Raw genomic sequence first — 23,555 nt, 5'->3', positions numbered from 1 at the left:
TAGCCACTGTGCCTATCGTCAGCTCAGGGGCAAGCTAATCCGTGCGATCAACCCCGGTTCGCCGTCATCAAGAACGACTTTGCCACCGTGCAAACCTGCAATTGCACGAACAAGAGATAGGCCAAGCCCCGATCCAGCTTCAGTCCGGCTGGAATCAAGGCGCACCATTCGGTCGAATACGCGCTCTTTGTATTTTGACGGGACCCCTACCCCATTGTCCTGCACGCACAGCACAGCTTCCTGCCCTTGCCGTTGCATGCTGATTGTAACAACCGGATTGCTGGCATCAGCACCGTATTTCATCGCGTTATCGAGCAGATTTACCAGCACCTGATTGAGCAGAGCTCGGTTGCCCAACACTTCGACGGGACCGTTTGTATCAATTTCCAGCTGTACCCCAACATCTTCCGCAGACGGTTCGTAGAGCTCAAACACATCGACTGCGACTGCGCTTAGATCGACAGTGGTAAACTCGGCAGGCTTCGCTCCAGCTTCGACTTGCGAGATCATGAGAAGCGCGTCAAAAGTCGCGATCATCGTGTCCGACTGCTCCACAATCTCAAGCCATGCAGCTTGATCGTCAGCATCTTCGGAATGGGCGCGGACATCCGCCAGGCTGCGCAATCGAGTGAGTGGGGTGCGCAGGTCGTGGGCGATAGCGTCAGACATTTCGGTGACGCCGGAATTCAACTTCTCGATGCGCGAAATGAGAGCGTTCAGAATGCCCGCAAGTTGATCAAACTCATCGCCAGAACCCGAAAGTGGAAGCCGTTGCGACAGATCACCGGCTGAAATGCGCTGACTGGTGCGGGCAACACGTTCGATATGTTTCAAGCCACGCCGCCCAATAAAGAACCACAGCCCGATGCCGGTCACCACCATGATGGAGAGTGCGATGACGGCTGCCTGAAAGATAATATGTGAGAATTTTTCGGCATCTGCCGTGTCACGCCCAACCAATAGTCGCAGGCCTTGTGGCAGTGTGAAAATACGCGCGACCGCAAGCCGGGCCGTGCTGTCACTACCCAACGCAATGTAAGGGAAAGGTTCAGTGCGCCAACCATCTTGCGCGAGTAATGCGCGATCAATTTGCGCAACGTTGCCAGCAACAATCCTGCCGGAGCGATCAGCGACGAGATAAAGATTGGCACCGGGCTGCCGTGCTCGATTTTCGATTAACCTAATGAGTTGGGCGAGGCCACCGCGACGGCTCATACGGTCGAGGTTTGATACCTCTTCCTCAATGGCCGTGCGAAATTGGCCGAGCAGCAGCTGCGATGTGTTGGTTGAAATGTAGGCCACAATACCAGCAGCAAGCAGGCCAAAGATTACCGTATAGACCACCGTTAGTCTTGCAGCTGTGGATTTGAACATTGAGAAAACCCAGCGAATAGCTGCCCATCAATCGGGCAAGGCTTCCAGCCGGTACCCCTTGCCGCGCACCGTGTGAAGAAGGGGCTTGTCGAAACCCTTATCGATTTTGCTCCGAAGTCTGGAAACATGCACGTCGATTACGTTCGTCTGAGGGTCGAAGTTCAACTCCCAAACGTTTTCCAAAAGCATGGTGCGGGTTACCAATTGGCCACTGTGCCGCATGAGATAATCAAGCAATCGATATTCGCGAGGTTGCAGGATAATTTCTTCACCTGAACGCTCTGCTTTGCGCGACAAACGATCAAGCGAAAGGTCTCCAACGGAGCTGGACGTTTCTGTTGCCTGCACTGTGGAACGACGGGCCAAAGCTTCAACGCGCGCGAGAAGCTCCGTCTGGGCATAGGGTTTTGTGAGATAATCATCACCGCCGGCGCGAAGGCCAGCCACGCGATCATCCACCTGACCCAGAGCGGAGAGAATTAGGACGGGTGTGTTCACGCCTTGGGAACGCAGATTGGACACCATAGTCAATCCATCGCGTTTGGGCATCATGCGATCAACGATCAGCACGTCGAATTCAGCGGCAGAAGCACGCGCTTCACCTTGTTCTCCGTCACCAACATGCGTCACCTCGTGGCCCGCCGTCTCAAGCGTTAAAGTCAATTGGTGCGCGACGATGGTATCGTCTTCCGCCAGAAGTATCTTCAACGACAAGTTCCTTTTCCTATCGCAAACGCGAAAGCTGAAGAGAGTGAAGCGACGGAGCTTTCGCTGCCGTCGCTTCCGGGACTGCGCGTTCTTGGGGTTGAGGATCGAGGAGACCTCACGCGCGCCCCGATTCATGCAGGTCGACTACCCCTGATTAACGGGCAAGGCGATAAAACGGTTTCGTTCGTTGTTGCGAAGCTGGAAAAGCACTGCCTTGCGGTCATCCTCCATCGCCTGCGCAACCGCTTGACCGACATCAGTGACCGACCTGGTTTCCTTACCGTTGACCGACACGATGAGATCGCCGACGCGCAGGCCTTTTTCTGCTGCTGCGCCATTCTGTTCGACCGAGGAAACTCGAACTCCATCTTCGTCAGGAATGATCGACATACCAAAGTCAGAAAGCTCGATAGCGCTTTTTTCATCTGGCTGCGAATTGGAACCTGCAGCAGCTTCCTTTGGTTGATCCAACGTACCGAGAGTGACGTCGATAACGCGTTTCTCGCCATTGCGGACAACCTCGATTTTCACGATCTCGTCCGGCTCATATGCCGCAATCATGCGGGACAATGCCTTTGCATCTTTGACGTTCTTGCCATCCACGGCGACGATAACATCGCGCGAGAGCATACCAGCCTTATCGGCTGGGCTGCCTGGACTCGCCTCGGAGACGATGGCGCCAGTTGCGCTATCTAGGCCAAGCGAGTCAGCTATGTCTTCGGAAACAGGTTGAATAGCGACACCCAGCCAGCCGCGCGTCACGCTGCCTTCACGGATGAGGTCGCCAACGACTTCCTTGGAAGTTTTTGCAGAAATAGCAAAGGCAATGCCGACATTGCCGCCTGATGGTGAGAAGATCGCAGTGTTCACACCAATGACCTCACCACGCAGGTTAAAGGCAGGGCCACCGGAGTTGCCTTTGTTTACGGCTGCATCGATCTGAAGAAAATCATCGTAAGGTCCGGAGCCAATATCTCGGCCTGCAGCCGACACGATACCTGCGGTTACTGTGCCGCCAAGGCCAAACGGATTGCCGACCGCGACCACCCATTCACCGACACGGCTCTTGCCTTGCGCAAAATCAACGTAGGTGAATTTCTCGGCCCGTTCGACCTTCAACACGGCAAGGTCTGTCTTCGGGTCGGTACCGATCATTTTGGCGTCGAGTTCAACTCCGTCGTTCATAACGATGGTGAATTCATCGCCATTGGCGACAACATGGTTGTTGGTCACCACGTAACCATCGTCGGACACGAAGAAGCCTGAACCTTGTGATGTACCAAAGTTGCGGGGGGAACGGCGATCACGACGCGGGTTGGCGCGCTGCTGATCTTCAAAAAAGCGGCGGAGTGGATGACCTTCGGGTAGATTGCCGAAGCCTTCGCGGAAGCCACGCTGATTGCCGTCGTTGGACGCAGGCTTAACCGACGCCTTCACGCGGACACTCACAACTGCTGGCGAGACAGCTTCCACTACATCAGCAAAGCTAGGGGCTTGCGGTGCCTCGACTTTGACGGCTTCAGCGAAAACTGGCTGGATAAGGCTGACATTGCCACCGGCAACAAATGCGCCAGTTAGAGCGACTGCGGCAACGCCGCCGAGAAAAGTTTTACGGATGGGGTTCATGCTTCTAGCTCCTGAATTCCAAAATGGTGCGGCCACGTAGTGTCCGACCCTCGCCACTTAGATGGGACTGCAATTGTGAAATGCAGGGGGCGATAGAATTAAAGCTTGGTAATGATAGAGTGTTGCCGCTCTCAGCGGTTTAGCTTTTTTTATCAATGAGTTCAGCGATGCGCCGCTCTTCGTCTGGCGTAAGAGACGCAACGGCCTCAGGCTCTGCCTTACCTCGTCTGCTCCACGCAAACCCAATGCCAACCACCAGAAGCAGAGCAGGTGCAAGCCAAAGAATGAGCGTGTGCCATGCCAGAACCGGCTTTAGGAGGATGAATTCTCCGTAGCGGTCGACAAGGTATTGTTTGACCTGAGAGTTGGTTTGTCCGGCTGCAATCTGCTCCGACACGATCTGTCGAAGGTCCTTTGCCACATCAGCATCGGACTCACCAATCGACTGGTTCTGACAGACGACGCAGCGCAGCTCACTGTAGAGCGCTTTAGCCCTTTCGTGTTGCGCCGTATCGAGCGCAGGTTGGGCGAAAGCACTCATCCAACTCATAGAAACCATCAGAAATGCGATGGCGATCTTCATGTTGCAGGGACCGCGTTTGGCGATGGCTTGGCCGCCTTCTTCGCCAAACGTTTGCGTCGCCCTGTGAGAGACAAAAGACCGCCAAACGACATGATCACTGCGCCATACCAGATGAGTGTCACGTAGGGCTTCCACCATATGCGCAACGTCACTGCGCCACCCGGTTGTAAGTCTCCCAATGCGAAATAGAGCTGTGAGAAGCCGAAAGTGTGGATTGATGCTTCACTGGTTGGCATCTGACGCGCTGGATAGAAGCGTTTCGTCGGGAAAGCTTCAGCAACAACTTCTCCATCGAGGAACACCGTTAGACGGGCGCCTTGGGACTGGAAGTTCGAGCCTTGCTCGTCGACATAACCGTCATGGCGCAATGTATAGCCACCTGCTTCGACCGTTTCTCCCGGTTTGAGCGCAGTTACGGTCTCGGTCTCGTAAGCTGTCACTACAACAATACCCAGCATCGTAACGCCGACACCGAAATGGGCGAATGCAGTGGCATAAACCGATCTCGGCGTACCGGCGAGACGGCGTAATCCTGTGCTCCATCCAGCAGTGCGGAAAGAAGCGCGCTGGGCAAGTTCAGCAAACGAACCGACCATAAGCCAGACGGCAATCGCGATCATCACAGGCGCAAGGATTGAGCCCCCCCGCGTGAAGCCCAGCACGAGCACCATCGCCAAAATGCCGACAACCGCAGCGAAAACCAAACGCTGAGCCGCGCCGAGAATATCTCCCTTTTTCCAAGCCAGCAGCGGTCCGAATGGCAGAGCCAAAATGAGCGGAATCATCAACGGAATGAAAGTCAGGTTGAAAAATGGAGCGCCGACCGAGATTTTTGCTCCGGTAATCGCCTCATATACAACAGGGTAGAGCGTGCCGAGCAGAACCGTGGCCGCCGCAGTCGACAACAATATATTGTTGAGGACGAGCGCGCCTTCACGCGAAACCGGAGCGAACAGACCACCCGCTTCAAGCTTGTTAGCGCGCACAGCAAACAGTGCCAAAGAACCACCAACAAAGACGGCGAGAATTGCCAAAATGACGAGGCCGCGCGAAGGGTCAGACGCGAATGTATGCACTGACGTGAGAACGCCCGAGCGGACCAAAAATGTACCAAGTAGACTCAGGGAGAACGTCAGAATAGCGAGCAAGACCGTCCAGATTTTCAGCGCATCGCGCTTTTCCATAACCAGCGCTGAATGGAGTAACGCTGTCCCGGAAAGCCAAGGCAAAAAGGACGCGTTTTCGACCGGATCCCAGAACCACCAGCCACCCCAGCCGAGTTCGTAATAAGCCCAGTAAGAACCCATCGCGATACCAGCGGTAAGGAATACCCAAGCGATCAAAGCCCAAGGGCGCACCCAACGTGCCCAAGCCGCATCAATCCGGCCTTCAAGCAGTGCAGCGATTGCGAAGGCGAATGTGATCGAGAAACCGACATATCCGAGGTAAAGCATGGGCGGATGGATCGCGAGACCGATGTCCTGAAGGATCGGGTTTAGATCCTGCCCTTCGATTGCTGTCGGCTGGCGTTCAAACGGGTTGGACGTCCAAATGATGAACGCAAGAAATGTCGCTAGCATCCACGCTTGAACGCCCTGAACGTTAGCCCGCAGCTTCTCCGGCAAATTACCGCCCAATACGCTAACGGCTGCTGCAAATAGAGCGAGAATCAGCACCCACAAAAGCATCGAACCTTCATGGTTGCCCCAAGTGCCAGTTACCTTGAACAATGTCGGCATATCGCTGTGGGAATTCTGCCAGACGTTGACGACCGAGAAATCAGACTGGAGGTAGGCCCACATCAGCGCGCAAAAAGACAACCCGGTGAAAACGAAAATGCCCATTGCGCTGGAATCGGCAGAAGCCATCATCTTCCGGTCGCCGATATAAGCGCCCCAAACAGGCACCACTGACTGAATCACCGCCAGAGCGAAGGCGATCAAAAGCGCGACATGACCAAGTTCTACAATCACTTTGCAGCTTCCTTCCAGACGCCTTTTTCTTTCAGTTTCTCGGCCATACCTTCGGGCATATAATTCTCATCATGTTTGGCCAGAACCGTGTCAGCCATAAACGTGCCATCGGCACCAAGAACGCCCTCCGTGATAATGCCTTGCCCCTCGCGAAACAGGTCGGGCAGAATGTTGGTGTAACTGACCTTGATGGTTTCATCGGTGTCGGTGAGCACGAAGCTGACATCCAACCCGTTGCCACGATTTACGGACCCTTCTTCAACCAAACCGAATAGTCGAACCTTCTGTTTCGGCCCAACAGATGCCGCTTTCAACTCGCTCGGCGAAAGTGCGAAGGAAATGCCCTCTCGCAACGCGAACATCGACAGACCAACGGCTCCTGCCAAAACGATACCAATTACGCCGATCCATATCAGCCTGTTCGTCCGCCTTGTCATGCTCATCCATCCGTCTTTTCGGCAGGCTTTAGCCCGAGGGACTTGGCCAGATTCTGTAAATTTCCTACATTGCTTTGATCTTCAGCAAAGATTGTGACTGCCTTGCCGAACGCTGCCTGCGCCTCAGCGTCGCGGCCCAAAACGTTGTAAGAGCGAATGAGGCGCACCCAACCTTGGAAATCGTTAGGCTCTTCATTGAGACGTTCAGCAAGACCTTCAACCATATTTTCGATCATCGACTGACGTTCAGCTTGAGGTAAAGCTGCTATTTCACCGGCACGCTTACTCGGAACGCGAGCTTCTAGTCTCGCAATGCTCGCCGCAGCAAGTTGCTGAAAGCGTTGATCTTCAGGGCGTGTGGCTTGCAGCGCCTTCCAGCGGGTTAGCGCTTCACCAACCCTGCCGTCCTGCTCCAATGCAAGAGCCATATAAAGATTGGCCTTGGGTTGTGTGGGCTCTTCCGCAAGCGCCTTTTCAAACAAACGTCTGGCCGGGCCGGTTACAATATTACCTGCGGCAACAGTGAGAGCTTCACCCAACTCACTTTTCAGAAACGGTGTGTCTTCACCAAGCTCTGCCACACGGCGCAGTGCTCGCGCTCGACCAAGTGGGCGGTTTAACCGGCCATAAGTCTCCGCCAGAACTTTCCAGCCACGAATGTCGTCGGGATTTTTGGCAAGGTGTCGCTCTGCTATCAAAACCATCTGGTCGACCGATTGTCCGGCGAGATTAACACTGGAAGGATCGAGACGCGGTGCATCGGGCAAACCCGGCGACCCAATCGACAAGTAAGCCGGCAAAACTAAAGCCGGGACTGCCAAAATAGAAGCAACGCTTGCCCAGCGTAACGATCTCGTTGCTCCCGACGCAGTTTGCCGGTTCTTCAAATCATCTTCAGCCGCCAAGAGCCGCCGAGCCAGTTCGACACGCTCGGCTTCCAACACATCACTATCGCCATCGGTACTGGCGATGCGATCGTTCAGCTCACGCAATTCGGCACGATAGATGTCGGTAGCGGTCACCTCTTCAGCCTGCTCAACGGGAACAGCACGCAGCATCGGCCGCAGCACGAAAAGTGCAGCGATCAAAAGCATGGCGAGTACGATGATCCAAAAGGTCATGATCAGGACATATCCCAGCTGTGGAGGATGGCAACGCGACCAGGTATCACGCCCGAACACACGAGCGTCATCACGTTATCAATTGCCAGCTATCATCGCCCTGACGACAGGCGGTTGCACTGCCGCGCCGTGTTTCGCCATCGGTTGTGACCACATGGGAAAACTTGCGGCATGTGTTACCACCAACACGAAACGTTGCTTGCGCGCGAATTTCACCTTTGGTTTTTGAATTGTCCCCGACCCATCGCACGGGATCACCTGCTTGCGCGAAGTTGAGAGCCCTCGACTCCGCGTCCGCCAGCACATCTTTTTCAGGTCGGGATAAGCCCTTTGTGATGGTTGGGTTTACGCGAGCGATGAGGGCTTGCTGATCATCCGCACCATTTGTCAGCGATGTATCGGGCGATGTTCGTCCGAAGCCGGTGCAAGAGGTTAGGACCAAAGAGCCTGCCAGAATTATGAATAGTGCGTGGCGCATCTTGAACTAGCCGGCTTTCTTGGAATGCGAAGTTTCAGGAGGCTTTGTGACGCCCGCACTTGGCAGAAAAACGGCAGCGCGCAAACCGCCATTCGTGCTTCGGCTCAAAGACAGGCTTCCTCGATATTCTAAAGCAATATCTCTGACGATGGATAGGCCGAGGCCTGAACCGGCTGAGAGTTCGTCGAACCGTTTACCGCGAGCGGTTGCTTCGCTCATTTCATCGTCGGTCATTCCGGGACCGTCATCTTCGACAGACAGGATAATTTGCCCGTTATCTTTATGATGCGGGGATACCGAAATTTCGACCAATCTATCAGCAAAACGGGCAGCATTCTCGAGTAAATTGCCCAAGACCTCTTCGAGATCCTGCTCCTCACCTCGAAACAATGCCTGAGGTGCTTCGTTCGTCACGGTGAAGTTCGTATCGGGAAATAGTTTGCCCATAACTGAGACGATACGCTCAACGAGAGGTCCGACTGGAGTGCGGGAATTGATGACGCCTCGCTGGGCTGCGATATTTGCCCGCTCCAGATAAGTGCCGATTTGGTTGGTCATCGCCTCGACCTGCTGCGAGACTAGCTGCATTTCTGGAGCCTTGGAGGCCTCGGCTTCATTCTTCAAAACAGCCAATGGTGTTTTCAAAGCATGCGCGAGATTGCCGACTTGGGTTCGCGCGCGCTCTAGCACCGAAGCGTTCGCGTCCAGCAACGCATTCAATTCTTTTGTGAGCGGTGCAACTTCAGCAGGAAATGGCCCTTCTACGGTTTCAGACCGTCCTTCGCGAAGGGCAGCCAAGGCTGTGGTGGTGCGGTTCAACGGGCGAAGACCCAGTCTTACTATGAACCAAGAAGCTATAGAGGAAATTATAGCGAGGACCGTAAATGCCGCTATGAGGCGGCTATTAAACTCAAAGATGGCTTCGCTTACATCCGCCACATTACCCGCGACGAGCACCTGATAAAGTTCGTCGCCCTCTCCAAAATACAGTTGGTTTTCAAGCCTGCGGATCATGCCAATTCCAGCAACATCCATGCGGTAACTTCTACTGAAGCGGTCATCGAATGGTGGAGCGGCAACCGGGGCCGTTTCGAGAAATGTGTCAGGAAGATTGGGGGATCGCAGAAGCAACACGTCAGAGGAATTTGCCTTGGAAACAGCCCAATACCAACCGGAGAGCGGTTGACGAAAACGAGGATCGCCAAGATCGGGCAGACCGTTCAACTGACCATCATCGCCAACATTAATTACCGCAATGATGTTAAGCGCATGTGCTTGCAATAGGTCACGAAAATTGTTGCGCGCGTTTGCTGCAAATAGTGCCGAAAGCACAAGCCCGGTCAGAATAAGCGCAACAGCAAGCCACATGCCGATGAACAAGGTTAGCCGCAGTGCCAGCGACATTGAACCTACAGTTTGGGTCTCGCCGCCTTTCGTCAAACGCGGTAGCCTAAACCTCGTACAGTCTCGATGACATCGCTATGCAGTTTCTTGCGCAGCCTGCCGACGAAGACCTCAATCGTGTTGGAATCTTTATCGAAGTCCTGATCGTATAGATGTTCGATGAGCTCGGTCCGGGAAACGATTTCACCCTTGTGGTGCATCAAATATGACAGAAGCCGAAACTCGTGGGACGTTAGCTTTACCGGCGTCCCGTCCATGAAAACGCGAGACTGGCGCGTATCAAGGAGCACTTTTCCAATTTCTATCTCTGCACTGGAATGACCTGCTGCGCGGCGGATCAGCGCGCGTAAGCGGGCAAGGACCTCTTCCATGTGAAATGGTTTGGCGACGTAGTCATCAGCACCAGCATCAATGCCAGCAACTTTGTCGCTCCAGCGGTCGCGGGCGGTGAGCAGCAAAACAGGCATTGATCGCCCGCCCCGCCGCCATTTCTCCAACACGCTAATGCCGTCGAGTTCAGGAAGGCCTACATCAAGGATTACCGCATCATAGGGTTCGGTATCACCGAGAAAATGACCTTCTTCACCGTCGCTTGCAGAGTCCACCACGTAACTTGCCTCTTCTAGCGCAGAGACGAGTTGGCGATTGAGATCGCGATCATCTTCAACGACAAGAATGCGCATGCATGATGGTCCTTACTTCTTCGACTGAAGCGAAAGCGTGGCTACTTGCGCAGCGTAACCGTTTTACGCCTCGGCGCACCAGTGCTGGAAGGAATGAGGACGGTTACGCGGCATGAAGAGCCGGTATCCCGCACTGCAAGAACGCTAGCGCCGGAGCTAGCGGCATAGGCAGCAGCCTTTTGCCCGCACACATCGGCATGACCGGGTGTGGCGTGGATGAGCGTCAACGCAAATAATGCGGAAAGGGCAATACGAGTTTTCATAATGTATCGTTAGCAGGCTCTAGCTGAACCGTCGATGAACGAGGGCCGCACAAATTTGTCCAAACCGCATTGTGCTCCCGTACTTGTCGCAGAGTTTCATCACTATCTGCTGCGCTCCACATGATTGGTTGAAACAACGCGCAGTCGTCAATCATCCCGCTTGAAACCGTCATCTTCGCGCAGCTTGAGACTGCCGCTGCGCCCAGTGCTATCACGAATAGCCTTACGGATTTTCTGAGCCTGCCGCTTTCTGGCCAATGCACGCTTTCTCCCTTCGGCTTCAAACCTGCGCCGCCAATGGCGGCGCAGGATATCAAGCATCCATTTAAGCAGCGCTGCAAAGGCGCCAATGGAACTGTCATTCAATGATTGATGTGGCTGCCAGCCTTCCAAACACGGCGATGAGCGATGCTCCAACGGCAACGATCTGCATTGCAGCTTCAGTAAGTTGAGTTTGCATCCCGTCATCAACCGTGTGCCCGAATGCCGACGACAATGCAGCCGCCACGGCGACAAGAGATGCCCAAATTGTGCGGGATAGATACCAAGGTTTAGATTCAGTCATAGTGATCTCCTTTTATAGGTTTCGGATTAGTTGATTGTAAGAAATGCAGGGTCGCCAAGACCGTAGCTGGTGCTCATTTGCGCGACCCGGAAGCCGGAGACACTGTCGCCTGACTGAGTTTTGGACGATATTTCAGAAGCAGAAAACACTGTTTCAGATTGCTGTATGTCGTGGGTAATTTCAGCACCTGATGCAAAAAGTAACGTCGCGCTGTAGCGCTCTTCCACTTCGCTCATTGCCGTTTCGACCGCATTCCAGTCACCGACGTCACTGCGATCCCGCCTTATCCAGCTAGTAGAAAAGCCATCGGTTTCAGAACCGGAAATTTTAAGATGGACGGGACTAAGCGGCGTCACACTTCGGTACCCAGAAACGTAAGAAGCGCCTGTAAAAGACGCGTCGCTAAGCGGGTTATCACCCGAGCCAACGCGCCAATTAAGGGCCAGGCCCAGTTCATTGTCCGCAATCGGCAACGGTGTTAGCGCGCCATCAAGCAACACAACATCACGACCAGCTTGCAAAGGGTTCAATGCGAGCGCTTCGGTGCCCGCTTGCCCGCGTAGCAGGCGGGACAGTCTCCATCTGCTGTCGGCAACCAGCTCGGCTTGTTGGAACTGTACGATTTCCCAACCTTCTTGGTGGCGCACAGCTATTGCATTTCCACCTGCAAGCACCTGGGTAGTTTCCGCAGATGAGAGCGTTCCGGTGAACAATGTTATGACGGGCCGTGCAGCATCGTCCCATCTTGAGATAGTACCGCAACCCGCTGCGCCTTCTTGTATTTCCCCGACAGTTGCTTGTTGCTCAATCGCACCGCGATAGTCGAAGTCAATGGAGGTTGGTGACGCAAAGGCGCTTAGAGCGCCGGTCCACGGACGACTGGTCGCAACAACCCAGTTGCCTGAGGCACCGGCGCTTATAGGCAACACAGGTAAATCAAGAAAGCGGACGAGCGGTTTGGTGGCTGGGTTACGACTGGAATATTTTCGGACTTCATCTGCAGCGGTCGTCGAAGTAAGACGTGGAAATTCGGTAGCGCGCCCCGTGACCTCCAGCACATCACCTTCTTCAACCTGCGCAATTCGATAAATCCGACCGCCCTCGTCTGAAGCGAAAGTTATGAGATCACCAACGGTGAGATTCTGATACCAGCGTGGCAAAGCAAATGTGACCGAGTGCCTTCCCGTCCAACCGTCATGTAGCCAACGCAACAGTTGTCGCTCTGCCTGCATCGCATCAACTACAATCGGGGCAGAAAAAGATTGCTGCCTCAATGAAGCGCTATCAATCCTGCGCGCGCTGCGCTGTACCTCTTGGTAATCTTCAAGACCGTCGATAGCTTGAAGATGGACCGTGGCAGGTAACTCGCTTTCCTGTTCGATGGAGTATTCGACCAGAGCCCGGTCAACCTCAACCGATGCAATTTCGTGATCACCGATTAGAGCAGGTTCGATGATTCCACGCGAGACAAAGTTCAAGACGCCGGCATCTTCGAATACGTCCCACCCATAAAGTTCGATGAGGACTTCGATTGCGGCACGAACCGAGCCGGTTTCTGCAACGATATAACCGTCGGCAACTTCTTCCAGCCTCGATACATCGTAGTTTTCTATTCCGCTGCGACGCAACAGATCAACAATCAGATCTGCCATGGCGATACCACCCATGCGGCCGTTCAACCAATGGCCGCGCTGCCAGTTTGCTCCATCACTCCAAAGTTCGTCATCGAGTGGGAAATTTGGGAACGGTCTTGCATCCCATGCCCATGCCTGACTTCGCGACAGATCGACCATCGAACCGTTGAAGCTTGTCGATTGTGGATTGTTGTCCAGATTGCTCCAATAGACGTTGGTAGCCCTTAAATACGCGCGCTGCACGGCGTCATCGCGACTGCCAGACGAAAAGTAGGGAAAGCTGCTTTGGTCGGATTTCGGGTCAAAGAAAACGTTAGGTTGGTTAGTCCCGTTATGAATGGCGGGGCATCCGTATTCGGTGAAGATGACGGGTTTGGATTCAGGCACCCAGGATGAAGAGCCAGCTAATTCGGTGCCATTTCTCCTCTCATAATGTTCGTTTTCCCACCACGAACGAATGTCCTTTGGTCGATAAACCCATGGCTTGCCAAGGCCGTCCGTGATGGGCGTTCGCTGCCCTGCCTTGCGATCTACTTCAGAAGCGTAAAACCAGTCGAAGCCCTCACCTCCAGCAAAACCTGCGGCTAGGTATTCTGGATCGGAAACTGATCTTAAGGCATCAACCGGATCGCCAGCATCACGCCAATCGGTCAGCGGCAGATAGTTGTCGATACCCACCGCGTCGATTGATGGATCAGCCCAGAGCGGATCAAGGTTGTAGAATACATCGCCGGAACCATCATCAGGTTGATGGCCGAAATACTCGCTCCAATCAGCACCATATGTGACGGTGCAAGACGCTCCCAGTTCCTGCTTTGCATGGGCTGCAAGAAACCGCAGTTCTTCCACGAAGGGAAAAGCATCGTTGTCATCGCGGACATGAGTTAGCCCACGCATCTCGGAACCGATAATAAACACATCCACGCCGCCCGCCAGTTTAGCGAGCGCAACGTAGTGCTGAATCAGGCGGCGATAGGACCACTCATTCTGACTTGCGAAAGATTGAACCTGCTGACGAGCGGCGGCGGTTTTGTTGACTGTTTCTGCAATACCCTCAGCCGGATCGCAGGTAATTTGACCCCGCCACGGAAAGGCCGGTTGGGATGCACTTCCATCCGGTGCCGGTAGTTCATTACCAGCAGGAACATCCATCAGCACAAACGGATTGAGAGCCACACGTAAGCCGCGACGTTTCAATTCGGCGATGGCGCGAAGCACCGAACCATCACTTGGCGTTCCGCCATAGGCCGGTCGACCTTCAATCTGCGACACAGTTCGTGCATCCTGGCGACCTATACCCGCGACAGACCATCCTTGGCCGGACGTGATGTTGCGCGCTGGGACTTCAACGCGCGGTGCCACGCTACATTGTCCGGCCCTCAAGTCATCACCGAACCAGGATACGACAAGCGCCACTTGCTCGATCCCTGGAACACTTGCTTGCAAAGCATCTATACTGGCTAGGAAATCGGTCGTCGCAACGGTTTGGTTGACGTTCAGCGAGCGGCTTTCCACCGCATCTACACGTTCAATTACCGGTTGCGTATCGTAACCGAATTCTGTCGCCCCCGGAATTAAATTGACTCCCTGCAGGCTTTTTTCGACGTCACCAATTGCATTCAGCACTTCGACCGAGATTTGGGGAATGCGGTTGCCGTAGCGCTCCAGCGCAAGTCGCTCGAACACAATGTATGCCGTGCCGCGATAGGCAGGCGCAGCGCCACTTCCCTGCTTCGCTTCTATCAGACTGTCGGGAAGCTGCTGCTGATCGCCGTTGTGAACCCGGATTGTTGCACCCGTTTGTTCCAGCAACTTGCCGTCAGCCCAAATTCTGCCAACGCCACCAATCGGCCCTTCGCACAGACCGATCGCGAAATTGGCAAGATATGTATACGTCGTTGTGGTGGTTTTTGGCGCGCTGCCCTTGCCGCCGCTCTTCTGTCGCTGAACGGTCTGCACTTCTTGCAACTGCGTTGCCCAGATGATTTCACCCGCGATACGGGTTCGCCCATATGCGCGTGCAATTGGTGCACCTTCTCGCGACGTGAGAATGCGAACGGAATCCAGACGCGGGCCCTGAACACTTCGGTCACCCGGACCGAATAGCCTTTGATCTATTGCGGAGCCTGCAGTCGCACCAAGTGCGCTCCCAATCGCACCACCAATCGGCCCGCCCAAAGCAGTACCAACAGTTGCGCCAAGGGTTTGAAGTACGAGTGTGGCCATTAGTCTGGCTCCTTCACATCGCTACAAACAGATGAAGGAAAGCGGAAAATACCGCCTATGCGATCAGACCAGAAAGAGGATAATGCACTCTCTACGACCGTGTTGCCTTCGTAAGCATGAATGAAGTGACGGCTGCTCGACAGAATGCCAGCATGCTTTGCAGCCGAGCCGCGGCGCATACGGAAAATGAGCACATCGCCCGGCTGATCTTCACCAAATGCCACTTCACGAAAGTGAGTGTATCCGGCCACCAACAGGTCTTCTTGGCCCGTGGGATCTGACCATGTGCTAGAATAGTTCGGCAGTTGCTGTGGTTCTTGGCCTTCCACCTCGCGCCAGACCCCGCGAATGAGCCCGATACAATCTGCACCGACACCTTTTACAGAGGCTTGATGGATGTAGGGCGTGCCTAGCCATTGGCGCGCCGTTGCAACGACGCGCTCGCCCACTTCATGATTTTTCATAGAAACTCCTAAAGAGTAGATCAGACGACGAGAGGCGAACCGTCATGCAGCGTGTCACGATCAGCGTAGCCAAGCGAAAGATCGCCACCGGGCATATGGGGAAAACCGCGAAAGTTATCGCCGTTTTCAAAACGGTTACGGCATTGCGCGAATGTCTTGTTGCACCCTGCCGTGAGCACACATTGATCGTCTGAAGAAGGTGGAAACGCGGGTGCTTGCCACAACGAAATGCGTTTGCCGACGTGACGGGAAATCTCGCTCGACGTGCCGGAATTCCTCCCCGATACCCAACGCAATTTGCCGTTTGAGAACCAGCCGTCATCGAAGCTGATCGGGTCAATTATTTCTACTGTTAGGCGATCGGTGACAGATATTACCTGAGCCTCAAAACGGAACCGGCTGTCGGAGAGGTCGACACCGCATCTGCTGTCCCCAACGGTTGCATCACAACTGCGGCTGAACGTTCGTCCAATCGGTTGGTCGAGCAAGCTCGCCAAGGCGCGAAGCTCGGCGGAAAAAGCAGCACCCGAACGTACAACCTCACCCAAAATGAAGGTGCGAAGATGGTGTTTTTGACTATCAGCACGCGCCCAGTTCACCAACCAGACCTCAACATTTGCTCCATCATATCTGCCAAGTTGCAAGTCTTCAGAGGAAATGGCGTCTGCGCTTAGCGCACCAGCAATCTGCTGGTTGTCGGGTGCCAGTCCGAGTTCGGTTACTGCCGTGGTCGGCTCGAAACCAGTGGCCGCTTCGCAGCGGGTTCCATCAACATCCAATGGTGCATCATGATCGGTAAAGCCCAACACGGCACCGTCGCGCCGTCGAACGATCCAGCAGGTGCAAAGTGTCGTTGCATCCTTGAACAGATGGCTTGTTAGTTCAGGTGAAAACGCTCTCACAGCAGAACCTCCATGAGTGGAATGGACGGCACCTCGCCTGCGGTGAACGCGGCCAGATTGACCATCAATTCGTCAGCCTCGAACCGCACCGGAACGTCGAACTCGAAACCAGCGGTAACAGTGGCTCCCTCAGGCGGAGCATGCCCTTGCCGAAAGGTGACCGTTCCCGGTGTCAGGTCGGCGTCGAAGTCCTGGTCTAGAGTTGACGCAACACCATCGACAGCGATCACAAGCGTGCTCAATGTCGGCAGATCGATTGACCGTCGATAGGCTGATGTCGCCTCTTCGCCATAGGCCTTCGAAAGCACGAACGAAGTTTGCACACCGTCGCCAACACCCAACAATTCGTCATCGCTGCTTATAGGTTGCCCCTCAGCAGCAGTGCTCCAGTCCAGTGGATCGCGATAGCGGAACGGGTGAAGCGGTCCACGCCTTGCTTCGTAGAAAGCAACGACACGGCGCAAAGCCTCCATGTCTTTCACGCCATACCCCGCTTCGAACCGGCGTCTGGATCGCGCCCAACGCTGGTTGCGCTGTTCGCGTCCTGAGCCGAGCGTTACAATTCGCGTCTCCCGCATCGGGCCGCCGCTGGATTGAAGCGCGATGTCGGTCGGAAACCGCACATCGTGAAATTGGTTGTCGAGAGGCATCGTTGCGCCCTTTTCAAATCAGAGATTGCGCTGACCGCGACCGACAGTGCGGGCGAGCATTGCGGACAGCTGCGACTGCGACCGCCGGAAGCTGGTGGCATCCGGGGTGGACACGTTGAACGTCACATTCACGGGAGCAGAGCCGCCCTGCATCTTCACACCCAGCTTGCCATCGCTGCCGCGGGACAGCGGCATAATGGCTTCTGCACCTGCCTCACCCATCAACCCAACGCTGCCGCCGGAGCCGAAAAAAGTGGGCGAAGCGACGATCCCACCTTTTGCAAACGGCGTGATTGCGGGTGTTCCCCCGCCCCCACCGAAACCAGATGGGACGAGAGCTGAGGCAAGGTTCTGGAATAACCCCGACGCCAGGTTCTCAAGAGGTTTGAAACCTGCATCCAACGCGATGGAACTCATGCGCAGTGCCATGTCTTTCAACGTGTCGTTGAAACTGCGCCCACTGGTGACAGCGGATTTGAGGCTACTGGAAAAGGCGCGGCCGAAACGGTCGCTCTGCTTTTCCAGACTGCCCAAGGCGTCCGAAAACGGTGCTATGTCAGCCTTTACCGGTATGGTGACGGCCAATTCATCATCGGTCATATTCATCTCCCATAGTGATGTTTGGCTGCGGGTCAGGGTGGTCTTTGAGCGCCCCATTCAACCAGTCTCGATCGACAGTATTTGGCTCACCCAAACCGTAAGCGCGCATAGCAGCTGCCAGTTCCGGTAAGGTGAGTGCCCAGAATTCAGCCGATGAAAGTTTCAAGCGCCCGAAGCCGAAGGCCATGGCTTCAGCCCATGGAAACGGTTGCGGCTCAGCCAATGACTTTTGCCTGAACATTATTTTCATCGAAGGGTTCGCCAAAGGTGACTTGCAGCAGTTCGCCAGCCAGTCGCGCGAAGCCGATTGCGCCGCCGTCAGCCTGCATCTGCTCTACCTCTTCCAGCTCGACCAAGTGCCCTGCCCCGCGCAGCCCGGCTGTAATGATGCGGCTCAGATCTCGCGCGCGAAGCTTGCCTTTTGAAAAACGCTCGGCGAGCGTTTGCAGATCATCAGCTTCGAATGCAGCTTCCAACTCTGCCAACGCGCCAAGTGTCAAACACATGGTCCAATCGCGGCCGTCCAGCCGTGCGGGTATTTCTCCACGATGACGGTTCACCATTAGGCTGCTGCCGTGAAGGTGATCGCACCTGCAGATTCCAGCGACATGTCGAAGGTCACTTCGCCATTATGTTCCGCGCCGTACTCTAGCGATACGATCTGGAAGTCGCCTTCGAGCGTGCCGAAGTCCGGCAATACGGTTTGGAAGCGCGTGACCGCACCAGCAAAAAACTGCGTGCGGATTTTCGCGTCGGACGCAGCGTCTTTGAATATGCCGGAGCCGGAAATCGCAGCGCGTTGAACCCCTGCGCCTGCCAGCAGTTCACGCCAGCGACCGGCGCTTTCGAAATCCGTCACGTCGACACTTTCAGCGTTGAATGCGATGCGTCGGCTTCGCATTCCAGCAACCGTGGTGGGAAGTTGTGAGATGGGGTCGATGATCTTCAGCAGAAGATCTTTTCCTTTTTGGGCAGCCATGATGGCCTCCTGAATGTGGTGGGATCAGATGTTGGTCACAGGTTCGGTAACCGCACGAAAACGCAGCACGCCGTGCAGATAACCGTGCAAGCGGTCGCGTCTCGTGTCGGAAAACTGATAGCGTTGCGCCACGAGATGGTGGTCTTCGATGGTCAGGCCATCTGCGGTGAGGATGCGTTTTGCGTGGGCCTGCAGCGCATGGTTGTCGCGCCGGTGACCACTGCGGGTCCAAATGTGAACGAAGAAAACGATGGCTTCGCCGCCTTCGGTCGCGGTGCTCCAGTCGTCGCTGCGCGCATCACCCAGAACGACGTAAGGCGGGCGGGCGCGTTCCGGCACCCGGTCAAAAATACGCGCGCCACCGAGTTCGGCTTGTAGGTCGGTGTCGGCATAAAGCGCTTGGTACGCTGCCTTATGAACAGCGAGAGTTGCATCCTTCATGTCAGCACCTCGCGCACAATAGCTGCATCGGTTGCGGCGGCCTTGAGAACAGGACCGTTAGCGCTCGACACAATGCGCGGCTGAAAATCGCTGCCTGATGCTGCCAAAGACGGTTCGAGGCGATCAGCAGCTTCGTTAGCCGCAGTTTCCATGGCGTCATCGAAGGCAGGTGTTTTTGTCAGCTGCGTCAACGCACGCGACAGCGAATTGGCGGTCAATTTCAACGACAGGTTCATCGAGCGACCTCCTTCGTATGGCATTGCAGATAGCGGTGTCGCTCGTCGGGGTCGGTGATGGCGACGATCTCGAACGAACGGTCGCCTTCCACAAAGCGCCAACCGGTCGCCACGTCGGGTCGAAAGCGGATTGTGATGATGTGACTACCCTGTTCGTCGATCTGTTGCGCGAGCAGGCGTTCATCATGGCGCTTCGGTTCGAGGGCAGCCCATACGGTAGCCACCGGTTGAAACTGCTTGTCGAGCGAGCCGATACCGTCAGCGGTTTCGAGCAAACTTTCCAGGCCCATACGGTGGTTCAGCGCACCGGGATCGTGAAAAGTTCGGCTCATGTCAGCCCCACACGTTTGAAGGGACGCAGCAACGCGTCGAGACCGGCGGGCAGCGATACGGGCTGTTGCGATGGCGAGACGGCGCCCCGAAATTCGTACCAATGGGCTACCAGCATCGCGACGGCCTGTCGCAGTGCGGGCGAAACATCCGTGGGAAGGTCGCCCTGCCCGACCGTCAGATCGATCTCCAGACCATTTGCCGCCAAACTCGGATCGACGCTTGCGGAAAACATCAACAGTTGCGGGCGACTGCCGCGCACGAGTTCCGTGTCTTCCGGCGCGATCTGATGAGGCACACCTTCACGGTCGAATGCAGTGACGGCCACTACAGATTGGACCGGCGAAATTTCCAGACGCACGCCTCGGTTGGACGGCCAGTCGGAAACGTATTGCCGCCAGGCTTGGGTCAACATGCGTTCGCCAGTAACCGCTTCGACATACTGACGGGCGGCAGCGATGGTTTGAGTGATGAAGTCGTCTTCATCGGCATGTTCGATACGCAAATGCAGTTTCGCATCTGCGAGCGTTAACGGCTCCAGTGCAGGCGGCGTGATTATGGCTGTGGTCATGTGATCTTTCTCCCGAAATTGATGGGAACCCGTTTCTGAAAACAAAAACGGCCCCACTCTCGACATGCGAAAGCAGGGCCGTCTGACGGCACGGAAGGTGGATCGGGCGGGTTCTAGAACCCGATCCACCGCAAGTGGGAGGGGCTTACGCCGTGCCGAATTTCACCAGTTTGATGGCATCGAAGTCCTGAATACCGCCGCCAACACGCTTGGTGGTGTAGAAGAGCACGTAGGGTTTTGCAGAATACGGATCGCGCAACACGCGAACGCCGGTCCGGTCCACCACGAGGTAACCGCGACGGAAGTCGCCGAAGGCGATTGCCGTTTCGTCGTTGGCAATGTCCGGCATGTCTTCCGCTTCAACGACCGGGAAGCCCATCAGCATCGCTGCAGTGCCCGGCATGGCCGGAGCCTGCCACAGGTAGTTTCCATCGGCGTCTTTCAACTTACGGATTTCCGCCTGGGTTCGGCGGTTCATCACGAAGCTGGCGTTCTGACGGTAGCCCGCCTTCAGCGCGTAGATCGTATCCACCAGCACGTCGGCACCTGTTGCCGGATCGAACTCACCTGCAGCGCCCGTGGCGATGGTGCCGAGATTGCCCCATGACCAGTTGGTCTCATCAACCTGCGAGGCGCTCAAGAAGCCTGTAGGTTTATTGACGCCATCACCGTTGATGAAGGCAGCGCTTTCCTGCTCGGCAAACGCCACTTCGACTTCTTCGCCAATCCATCGGTCTAGATCGATGGCCGTATCTTCCAGCAACACAGAAGTTGCTGCCGGCATGGCGTAGAGTTCCATTGTCGGGAACTGCAGTTCGGCCAGCGACGGCGACGCGGTGATTGCCCGAGCCTCCGTTTCGCCGACCCAGCCGACCACCGGACCGGTGGATGCGAACGGCTTTTTATAGACGTTGCCGGAGACCTCACGAACGCTGGCAATCGAGCGGATGGGCGAGATAGCAGCAAGGCGACGACCGATCTCGGTCGACAATTCCTCCGGCACGAGGTAGCCGCCATCGGGGTCGGATGAGACGGACATCGCCTTCTCTTCCAGCCCGCGAAGGCCATGATCGGAGCCGTTTCGCATGTAAGAGTGGAAGCCCGATTTGTGCTCCATCTGCGCTGCGCTGGTGACAACGCCACCGGACGACAGAGATGGTCGCTGACTTTTCAGCAGCATGTTGTCGAGGCGGCGTTTATGGTCTTCGACAGCGCGGTCGATCCGGGCCATCTTTTCTTCGGTTACCGGATCGGCGGTGACTTGTGTTTCGATTTGCGCGAGGCGCTCGTCGTTGGTTTCCTTGAAGGCCTCGAAGGCCATCATGAAGTCGTCGAAAGCTTCGGCGACGTCTGTACCAGTTCCCATTTTCGTTTCGGGGGCGGCGGTGTGGTGTGCGGTCATGTGCAACACGTCCTGTTCAATTTCGTTATGTGCGGTGAGATTGCATCAGCGCGGTGGCCTGCCGAATTCTGGCGGCCATATCGGCTGAAGTAGGCGCAGCGTCCCGCTGACCCGAAAGGTGGACGAAGCCCTTGGCGATGATCGTCTTCGCCTGACTTCTCGACAGCCCAGCATCCCGCGTGAGCCAGCGTTCGAAGGTGCGAACGGACGGCAAAGCCTGTCCGGCACCCGATTTGACTTGCGATACCCGCGCTTGCGGCAGCATCGGGAAGGTCACGATAGAAATTTCCCAAAGATCGGCTTCGAGAATTGAGCGCACGCCTGCCTGCCCTGCGGGCTTCGAGCGGATCGTTTTGAAACCGATGGACAAGCCGTCCACCGCACCAGCGCGCATGAGAGTCAGAACTTCGGCACCACGAGGCGTGTCTTCGACAATGCGCCCCTTTACCAGAAGCCCTTTCGCATCCTCGCGAATGTCGAGCCATGTCCCTATGGGACTTGCCGGATCATGTTGGTACAACATGCGGACGCCTGCGACGCCTCGGACTTTCAGCGATTTGCGGAATGCACCCCGTTCGACGCGATCCTTCCCAAGATCGGTTTTACCGAAAAGGCTGGCGTAACCGCTGAAGGTGCCGTTTTCGGATAGTTCTTCGACACGCAGGACGCTGCGTTTGATTTCCGGTGCAGCGGTCATTTTGTGGCCTCCGACATTGGCGAGAAGCCCAACATCTCGCGTTTCTCATCATCGGTCAGATAATCCGCGTCTTTCAGTCGATCCCATATGGCCTGCCGGTCCTCGCCGAGACCATCGATACAGTCTTCGTCCATGGCCAGGCGCAGCCCGCCCTCGAAGCGGGGGGCAAGCCAGTGGGACAGGCCATCCAGAATGCGCGATAGCGTTGGCACCATCGTATGACGTAAAAATGCGCGATTGGCCTCGCGGTAATTGGCGTAGGTCGCGTCACCGGGAATTCCTAGCAACATTGGCGGTACGCCGAAGGCGAGCGCGATATCTCGCGCAGCACCGTTTCGCGCTTCGATGAAGTCCATATCCTTGGGGCTGTGCCCCATTGGTTTCCAATCGAGACCGCCTTCGAGGAGCAAAGGTCGGCCAGCGCTTGCTGTTCCCGTATATCCATCTTCCAGTTCGGATTTGAGACGAGAAAATTGCTCGTCGGTCAGGTTGTCATCATGGCCACCGCTATAAACCAGCGCGCCGGATGGACGGGCTGAATTGTCCAGCAGCGCCTTGTTCCAGCGGTTGGCGGCGTTGTGAACATCTAGCGCGGTCAGCGCAGCTTGAAGCGGTGCAAAACCCTGCGCGTCCTCAAGTGGGTGGAACAGCGCAATATGGAGAACCGGCAACCAGCCATCAGCCTCATCAGCCATGTATCGGGTGCGGGCCGTGCCACTGGTGTGTTCGTAACCCGTCACCCAGCCATCACGGCCTGTGGTTGCAACGACCTGATCGGGACGCAGAAGATGCAGTTCACGGGGAGCGCCATCAATAGCGGCACCGTGAATATAGGCATTGCCGGACACCAGAAGATGCCCGATCAGCGCCTCCATAAAATCCGAACCGCCTTGACGCTCATTGGGGCGCCGCAGCAGATCGAGCGCTGGATGGGTGTCGAGCTCCTGTGCGCCATCATAGGCCAGAAGAGGCACAGCAGCGGCGGTTTGGGCAATGTGCCTGATGCAGCGATAGACGACCGGGTTCGACATGTAGCCACGCTTTGCCATTGTGGCGTAGTCGGCATTCGACCAGATGGCCGTGCCGGAACCAGCTATCGCAAACATTGCCGAATTCATGGGCGCTGCTGCTTTTTCTTCAATCTGGTGACCGGCAGACGTGCCGGATCGCGCCGGCGCGAACCAGCGGAACGGATGTTTCATAAAATG

The 23,555-nt window shown here is 55.7% G+C and carries 27 protein-coding genes; all 27 read right to left on the bottom strand.

Annotation, left to right across the window (positions count from 1 at the left end; translation table 11 throughout):
• Positions 1-18: 18 nt before the first annotated feature.
• Positions 19-1,374 carry a HAMP domain-containing sensor histidine kinase gene (locus tag R2A130_RS11560; RefSeq protein WP_009758239.1) on the bottom strand — a complete coding sequence of 452 codons (1,356 nt, stop codon included), beginning with the start codon at positions 1,372-1,374 and terminating at the stop codon, positions 19-21.
• A gap of 27 nt (positions 1,375-1,401) precedes the next feature.
• Positions 1,402-2,082: a response regulator transcription factor gene (locus R2A130_RS11555; protein WP_040305856.1), complete on the bottom strand. Its 681-nt coding sequence runs from the start codon at positions 2,080-2,082 to the stop codon at positions 1,402-1,404.
• Positions 2,083-2,226: 144 nt separating this feature from the next.
• Positions 2,227-3,708: a Do family serine endopeptidase gene (locus tag R2A130_RS11550; RefSeq protein ID WP_009758237.1), complete on the bottom strand. Its 1,482-nt coding sequence runs from the start codon at positions 3,706-3,708 to the stop codon at positions 2,227-2,229.
• A 139-nt stretch (positions 3,709-3,847) separates the two neighbouring features.
• Positions 3,848-4,291: a cytochrome c-type biogenesis protein gene (locus tag R2A130_RS11545; protein WP_009758236.1), complete on the bottom strand. Its 444-nt coding sequence runs from the start codon at positions 4,289-4,291 to the stop codon at positions 3,848-3,850.
• Positions 4,288-6,264, bottom strand: a complete 1,977-nt coding sequence (locus R2A130_RS11540; protein ID WP_009758235.1) for a heme lyase CcmF/NrfE family subunit — start codon at positions 6,262-6,264, stop codon at positions 4,288-4,290. The genes R2A130_RS11545 and R2A130_RS11540 overlap by 4 nt, the downstream gene beginning before the upstream one ends.
• Positions 6,261-6,701 carry a cytochrome c maturation protein CcmE gene (ccmE, locus tag R2A130_RS11535; protein WP_040305854.1) on the bottom strand — a complete coding sequence of 147 codons (441 nt, stop codon included), beginning with the start codon at positions 6,699-6,701 and terminating at the stop codon, positions 6,261-6,263. Before ccmE ends, R2A130_RS11540 begins: the two co-directional genes overlap by 4 nt.
• 2 nt (positions 6,702-6,703) lie before the next feature.
• On the bottom strand, positions 6,704-7,822 hold the full coding sequence (gene ccmI / locus R2A130_RS11530) for a c-type cytochrome biogenesis protein CcmI (protein ID WP_009758233.1): 1,119 nt from the start codon (positions 7,820-7,822) through the stop codon (positions 6,704-6,706).
• A 70-nt stretch (positions 7,823-7,892) separates the two neighbouring features.
• A complete protein-coding gene (locus R2A130_RS17635; RefSeq protein WP_009758232.1) occupies positions 7,893-8,300 on the bottom strand; it encodes a LipA protein in 408 nt (135 codons plus the stop codon).
• Positions 8,301-8,306: 6 nt separating this feature from the next.
• On the bottom strand, positions 8,307-9,740 hold the full coding sequence (locus R2A130_RS11520) for an ATP-binding protein (RefSeq protein WP_009758231.1): 1,434 nt from the start codon (positions 9,738-9,740) through the stop codon (positions 8,307-8,309).
• A complete protein-coding gene (locus tag R2A130_RS11515) occupies positions 9,737-10,387 on the bottom strand; it encodes a response regulator transcription factor (protein WP_009758230.1) in 651 nt (216 codons plus the stop codon). The genes R2A130_RS11520 and R2A130_RS11515 overlap by 4 nt, the downstream gene beginning before the upstream one ends.
• Before the next feature lie 41 nt (positions 10,388-10,428).
• Complete coding sequence (locus R2A130_RS18500) at positions 10,429-10,650, bottom strand: hypothetical protein (protein WP_009758229.1); 222 nt, start codon at positions 10,648-10,650, stop codon at positions 10,429-10,431.
• Between the two features lie 358 nt (positions 10,651-11,008).
• Positions 11,009-11,215, bottom strand: coding sequence for a hypothetical protein (locus R2A130_RS11505; protein ID WP_009758227.1), 207 nt, complete (start codon positions 11,213-11,215; stop codon positions 11,009-11,011).
• A gap of 26 nt (positions 11,216-11,241) precedes the next feature.
• Positions 11,242-15,075 carry a glycoside hydrolase TIM-barrel-like domain-containing protein gene (locus tag R2A130_RS11500; RefSeq protein WP_009758226.1) on the bottom strand — a complete coding sequence of 1,278 codons (3,834 nt, stop codon included), beginning with the start codon at positions 15,073-15,075 and terminating at the stop codon, positions 11,242-11,244.
• A complete protein-coding gene (locus R2A130_RS11495; RefSeq protein WP_009758225.1) occupies positions 15,075-15,539 on the bottom strand; it encodes an NlpC/P60 family protein in 465 nt (154 codons plus the stop codon). Before R2A130_RS11495 ends, R2A130_RS11500 begins: the two co-directional genes overlap by 1 nt.
• Positions 15,540-15,559: 20 nt before the next feature.
• Entirely contained in the window at positions 15,560-16,441 is an 882-nt protein-coding gene (locus tag R2A130_RS11490; protein WP_009758224.1) for a DUF2163 domain-containing protein, read from the bottom strand.
• Positions 16,438-17,091: a DUF2460 domain-containing protein gene (locus tag R2A130_RS11485; RefSeq protein ID WP_009758223.1), complete on the bottom strand. Its 654-nt coding sequence runs from the start codon at positions 17,089-17,091 to the stop codon at positions 16,438-16,440. Before R2A130_RS11485 ends, R2A130_RS11490 begins: the two co-directional genes overlap by 4 nt.
• 18 nt (positions 17,092-17,109) lie before the next feature.
• Positions 17,110-17,691, bottom strand: coding sequence for a phage tail tape measure protein (locus R2A130_RS11480; protein ID WP_009758222.1), 582 nt, complete (start codon positions 17,689-17,691; stop codon positions 17,110-17,112).
• The gene (locus tag R2A130_RS11475; protein ID WP_009758221.1) at positions 17,681-17,914 is read right to left on the bottom strand and encodes a phage tail assembly chaperone; all 234 of its coding nucleotides are present in this window, start codon (positions 17,912-17,914) and stop codon (positions 17,681-17,683) included. The genes R2A130_RS11480 and R2A130_RS11475 overlap by 11 nt, the downstream gene beginning before the upstream one ends.
• On the bottom strand, positions 17,907-18,254 hold the full coding sequence (locus tag R2A130_RS11470) for a gene transfer agent family protein (protein WP_009758220.1): 348 nt from the start codon (positions 18,252-18,254) through the stop codon (positions 17,907-17,909). The genes R2A130_RS11475 and R2A130_RS11470 overlap by 8 nt, the downstream gene beginning before the upstream one ends.
• Positions 18,254-18,670, bottom strand: a complete 417-nt coding sequence (locus tag R2A130_RS11465) for a phage major tail protein, TP901-1 family (RefSeq protein WP_009758219.1) — start codon at positions 18,668-18,670, stop codon at positions 18,254-18,256. The genes R2A130_RS11470 and R2A130_RS11465 overlap by 1 nt, the downstream gene beginning before the upstream one ends.
• A gap of 24 nt (positions 18,671-18,694) precedes the next feature.
• Positions 18,695-19,111 carry a DUF3168 domain-containing protein gene (locus R2A130_RS11460; RefSeq protein WP_009758218.1) on the bottom strand — a complete coding sequence of 139 codons (417 nt, stop codon included), beginning with the start codon at positions 19,109-19,111 and terminating at the stop codon, positions 18,695-18,697.
• On the bottom strand, positions 19,108-19,347 hold the full coding sequence (locus R2A130_RS11455) for a hypothetical protein (RefSeq protein ID WP_009758217.1): 240 nt from the start codon (positions 19,345-19,347) through the stop codon (positions 19,108-19,110). Before R2A130_RS11455 ends, R2A130_RS11460 begins: the two co-directional genes overlap by 4 nt.
• A complete protein-coding gene (locus R2A130_RS11450; protein ID WP_009758216.1) occupies positions 19,344-19,679 on the bottom strand; it encodes a phage head closure protein in 336 nt (111 codons plus the stop codon). The genes R2A130_RS11455 and R2A130_RS11450 overlap by 4 nt, the downstream gene beginning before the upstream one ends.
• The gene (locus R2A130_RS11445) at positions 19,676-20,248 is read right to left on the bottom strand and encodes a head-tail connector protein (protein WP_009758215.1); all 573 of its coding nucleotides are present in this window, start codon (positions 20,246-20,248) and stop codon (positions 19,676-19,678) included. Before R2A130_RS11445 ends, R2A130_RS11450 begins: the two co-directional genes overlap by 4 nt.
• A gap of 145 nt (positions 20,249-20,393) precedes the next feature.
• The gene (locus tag R2A130_RS11440) at positions 20,394-21,650 is read right to left on the bottom strand and encodes a phage major capsid protein (protein ID WP_040305659.1); all 1,257 of its coding nucleotides are present in this window, start codon (positions 21,648-21,650) and stop codon (positions 20,394-20,396) included.
• Positions 21,651-21,675: 25 nt separating this feature from the next.
• Complete coding sequence (locus R2A130_RS11435) at positions 21,676-22,347, bottom strand: HK97 family phage prohead protease (protein ID WP_009758213.1); 672 nt, start codon at positions 22,345-22,347, stop codon at positions 21,676-21,678.
• Positions 22,344-23,549 carry a phage portal protein gene (locus R2A130_RS11430; protein ID WP_009758212.1) on the bottom strand — a complete coding sequence of 402 codons (1,206 nt, stop codon included), beginning with the start codon at positions 23,547-23,549 and terminating at the stop codon, positions 22,344-22,346. Before R2A130_RS11430 ends, R2A130_RS11435 begins: the two co-directional genes overlap by 4 nt.
• Positions 23,550-23,555 lie beyond the last annotated feature (6 nt).

This window comes from Ahrensia sp. R2A130, assembly GCF_000179775.1.
In the GTDB taxonomy this organism is placed as follows: Bacteria; Pseudomonadota; Alphaproteobacteria; order Rhizobiales; family Rhizobiaceae; genus Pseudahrensia.
This window is presented reverse-complemented; position numbering and strand designations above follow the sequence as displayed.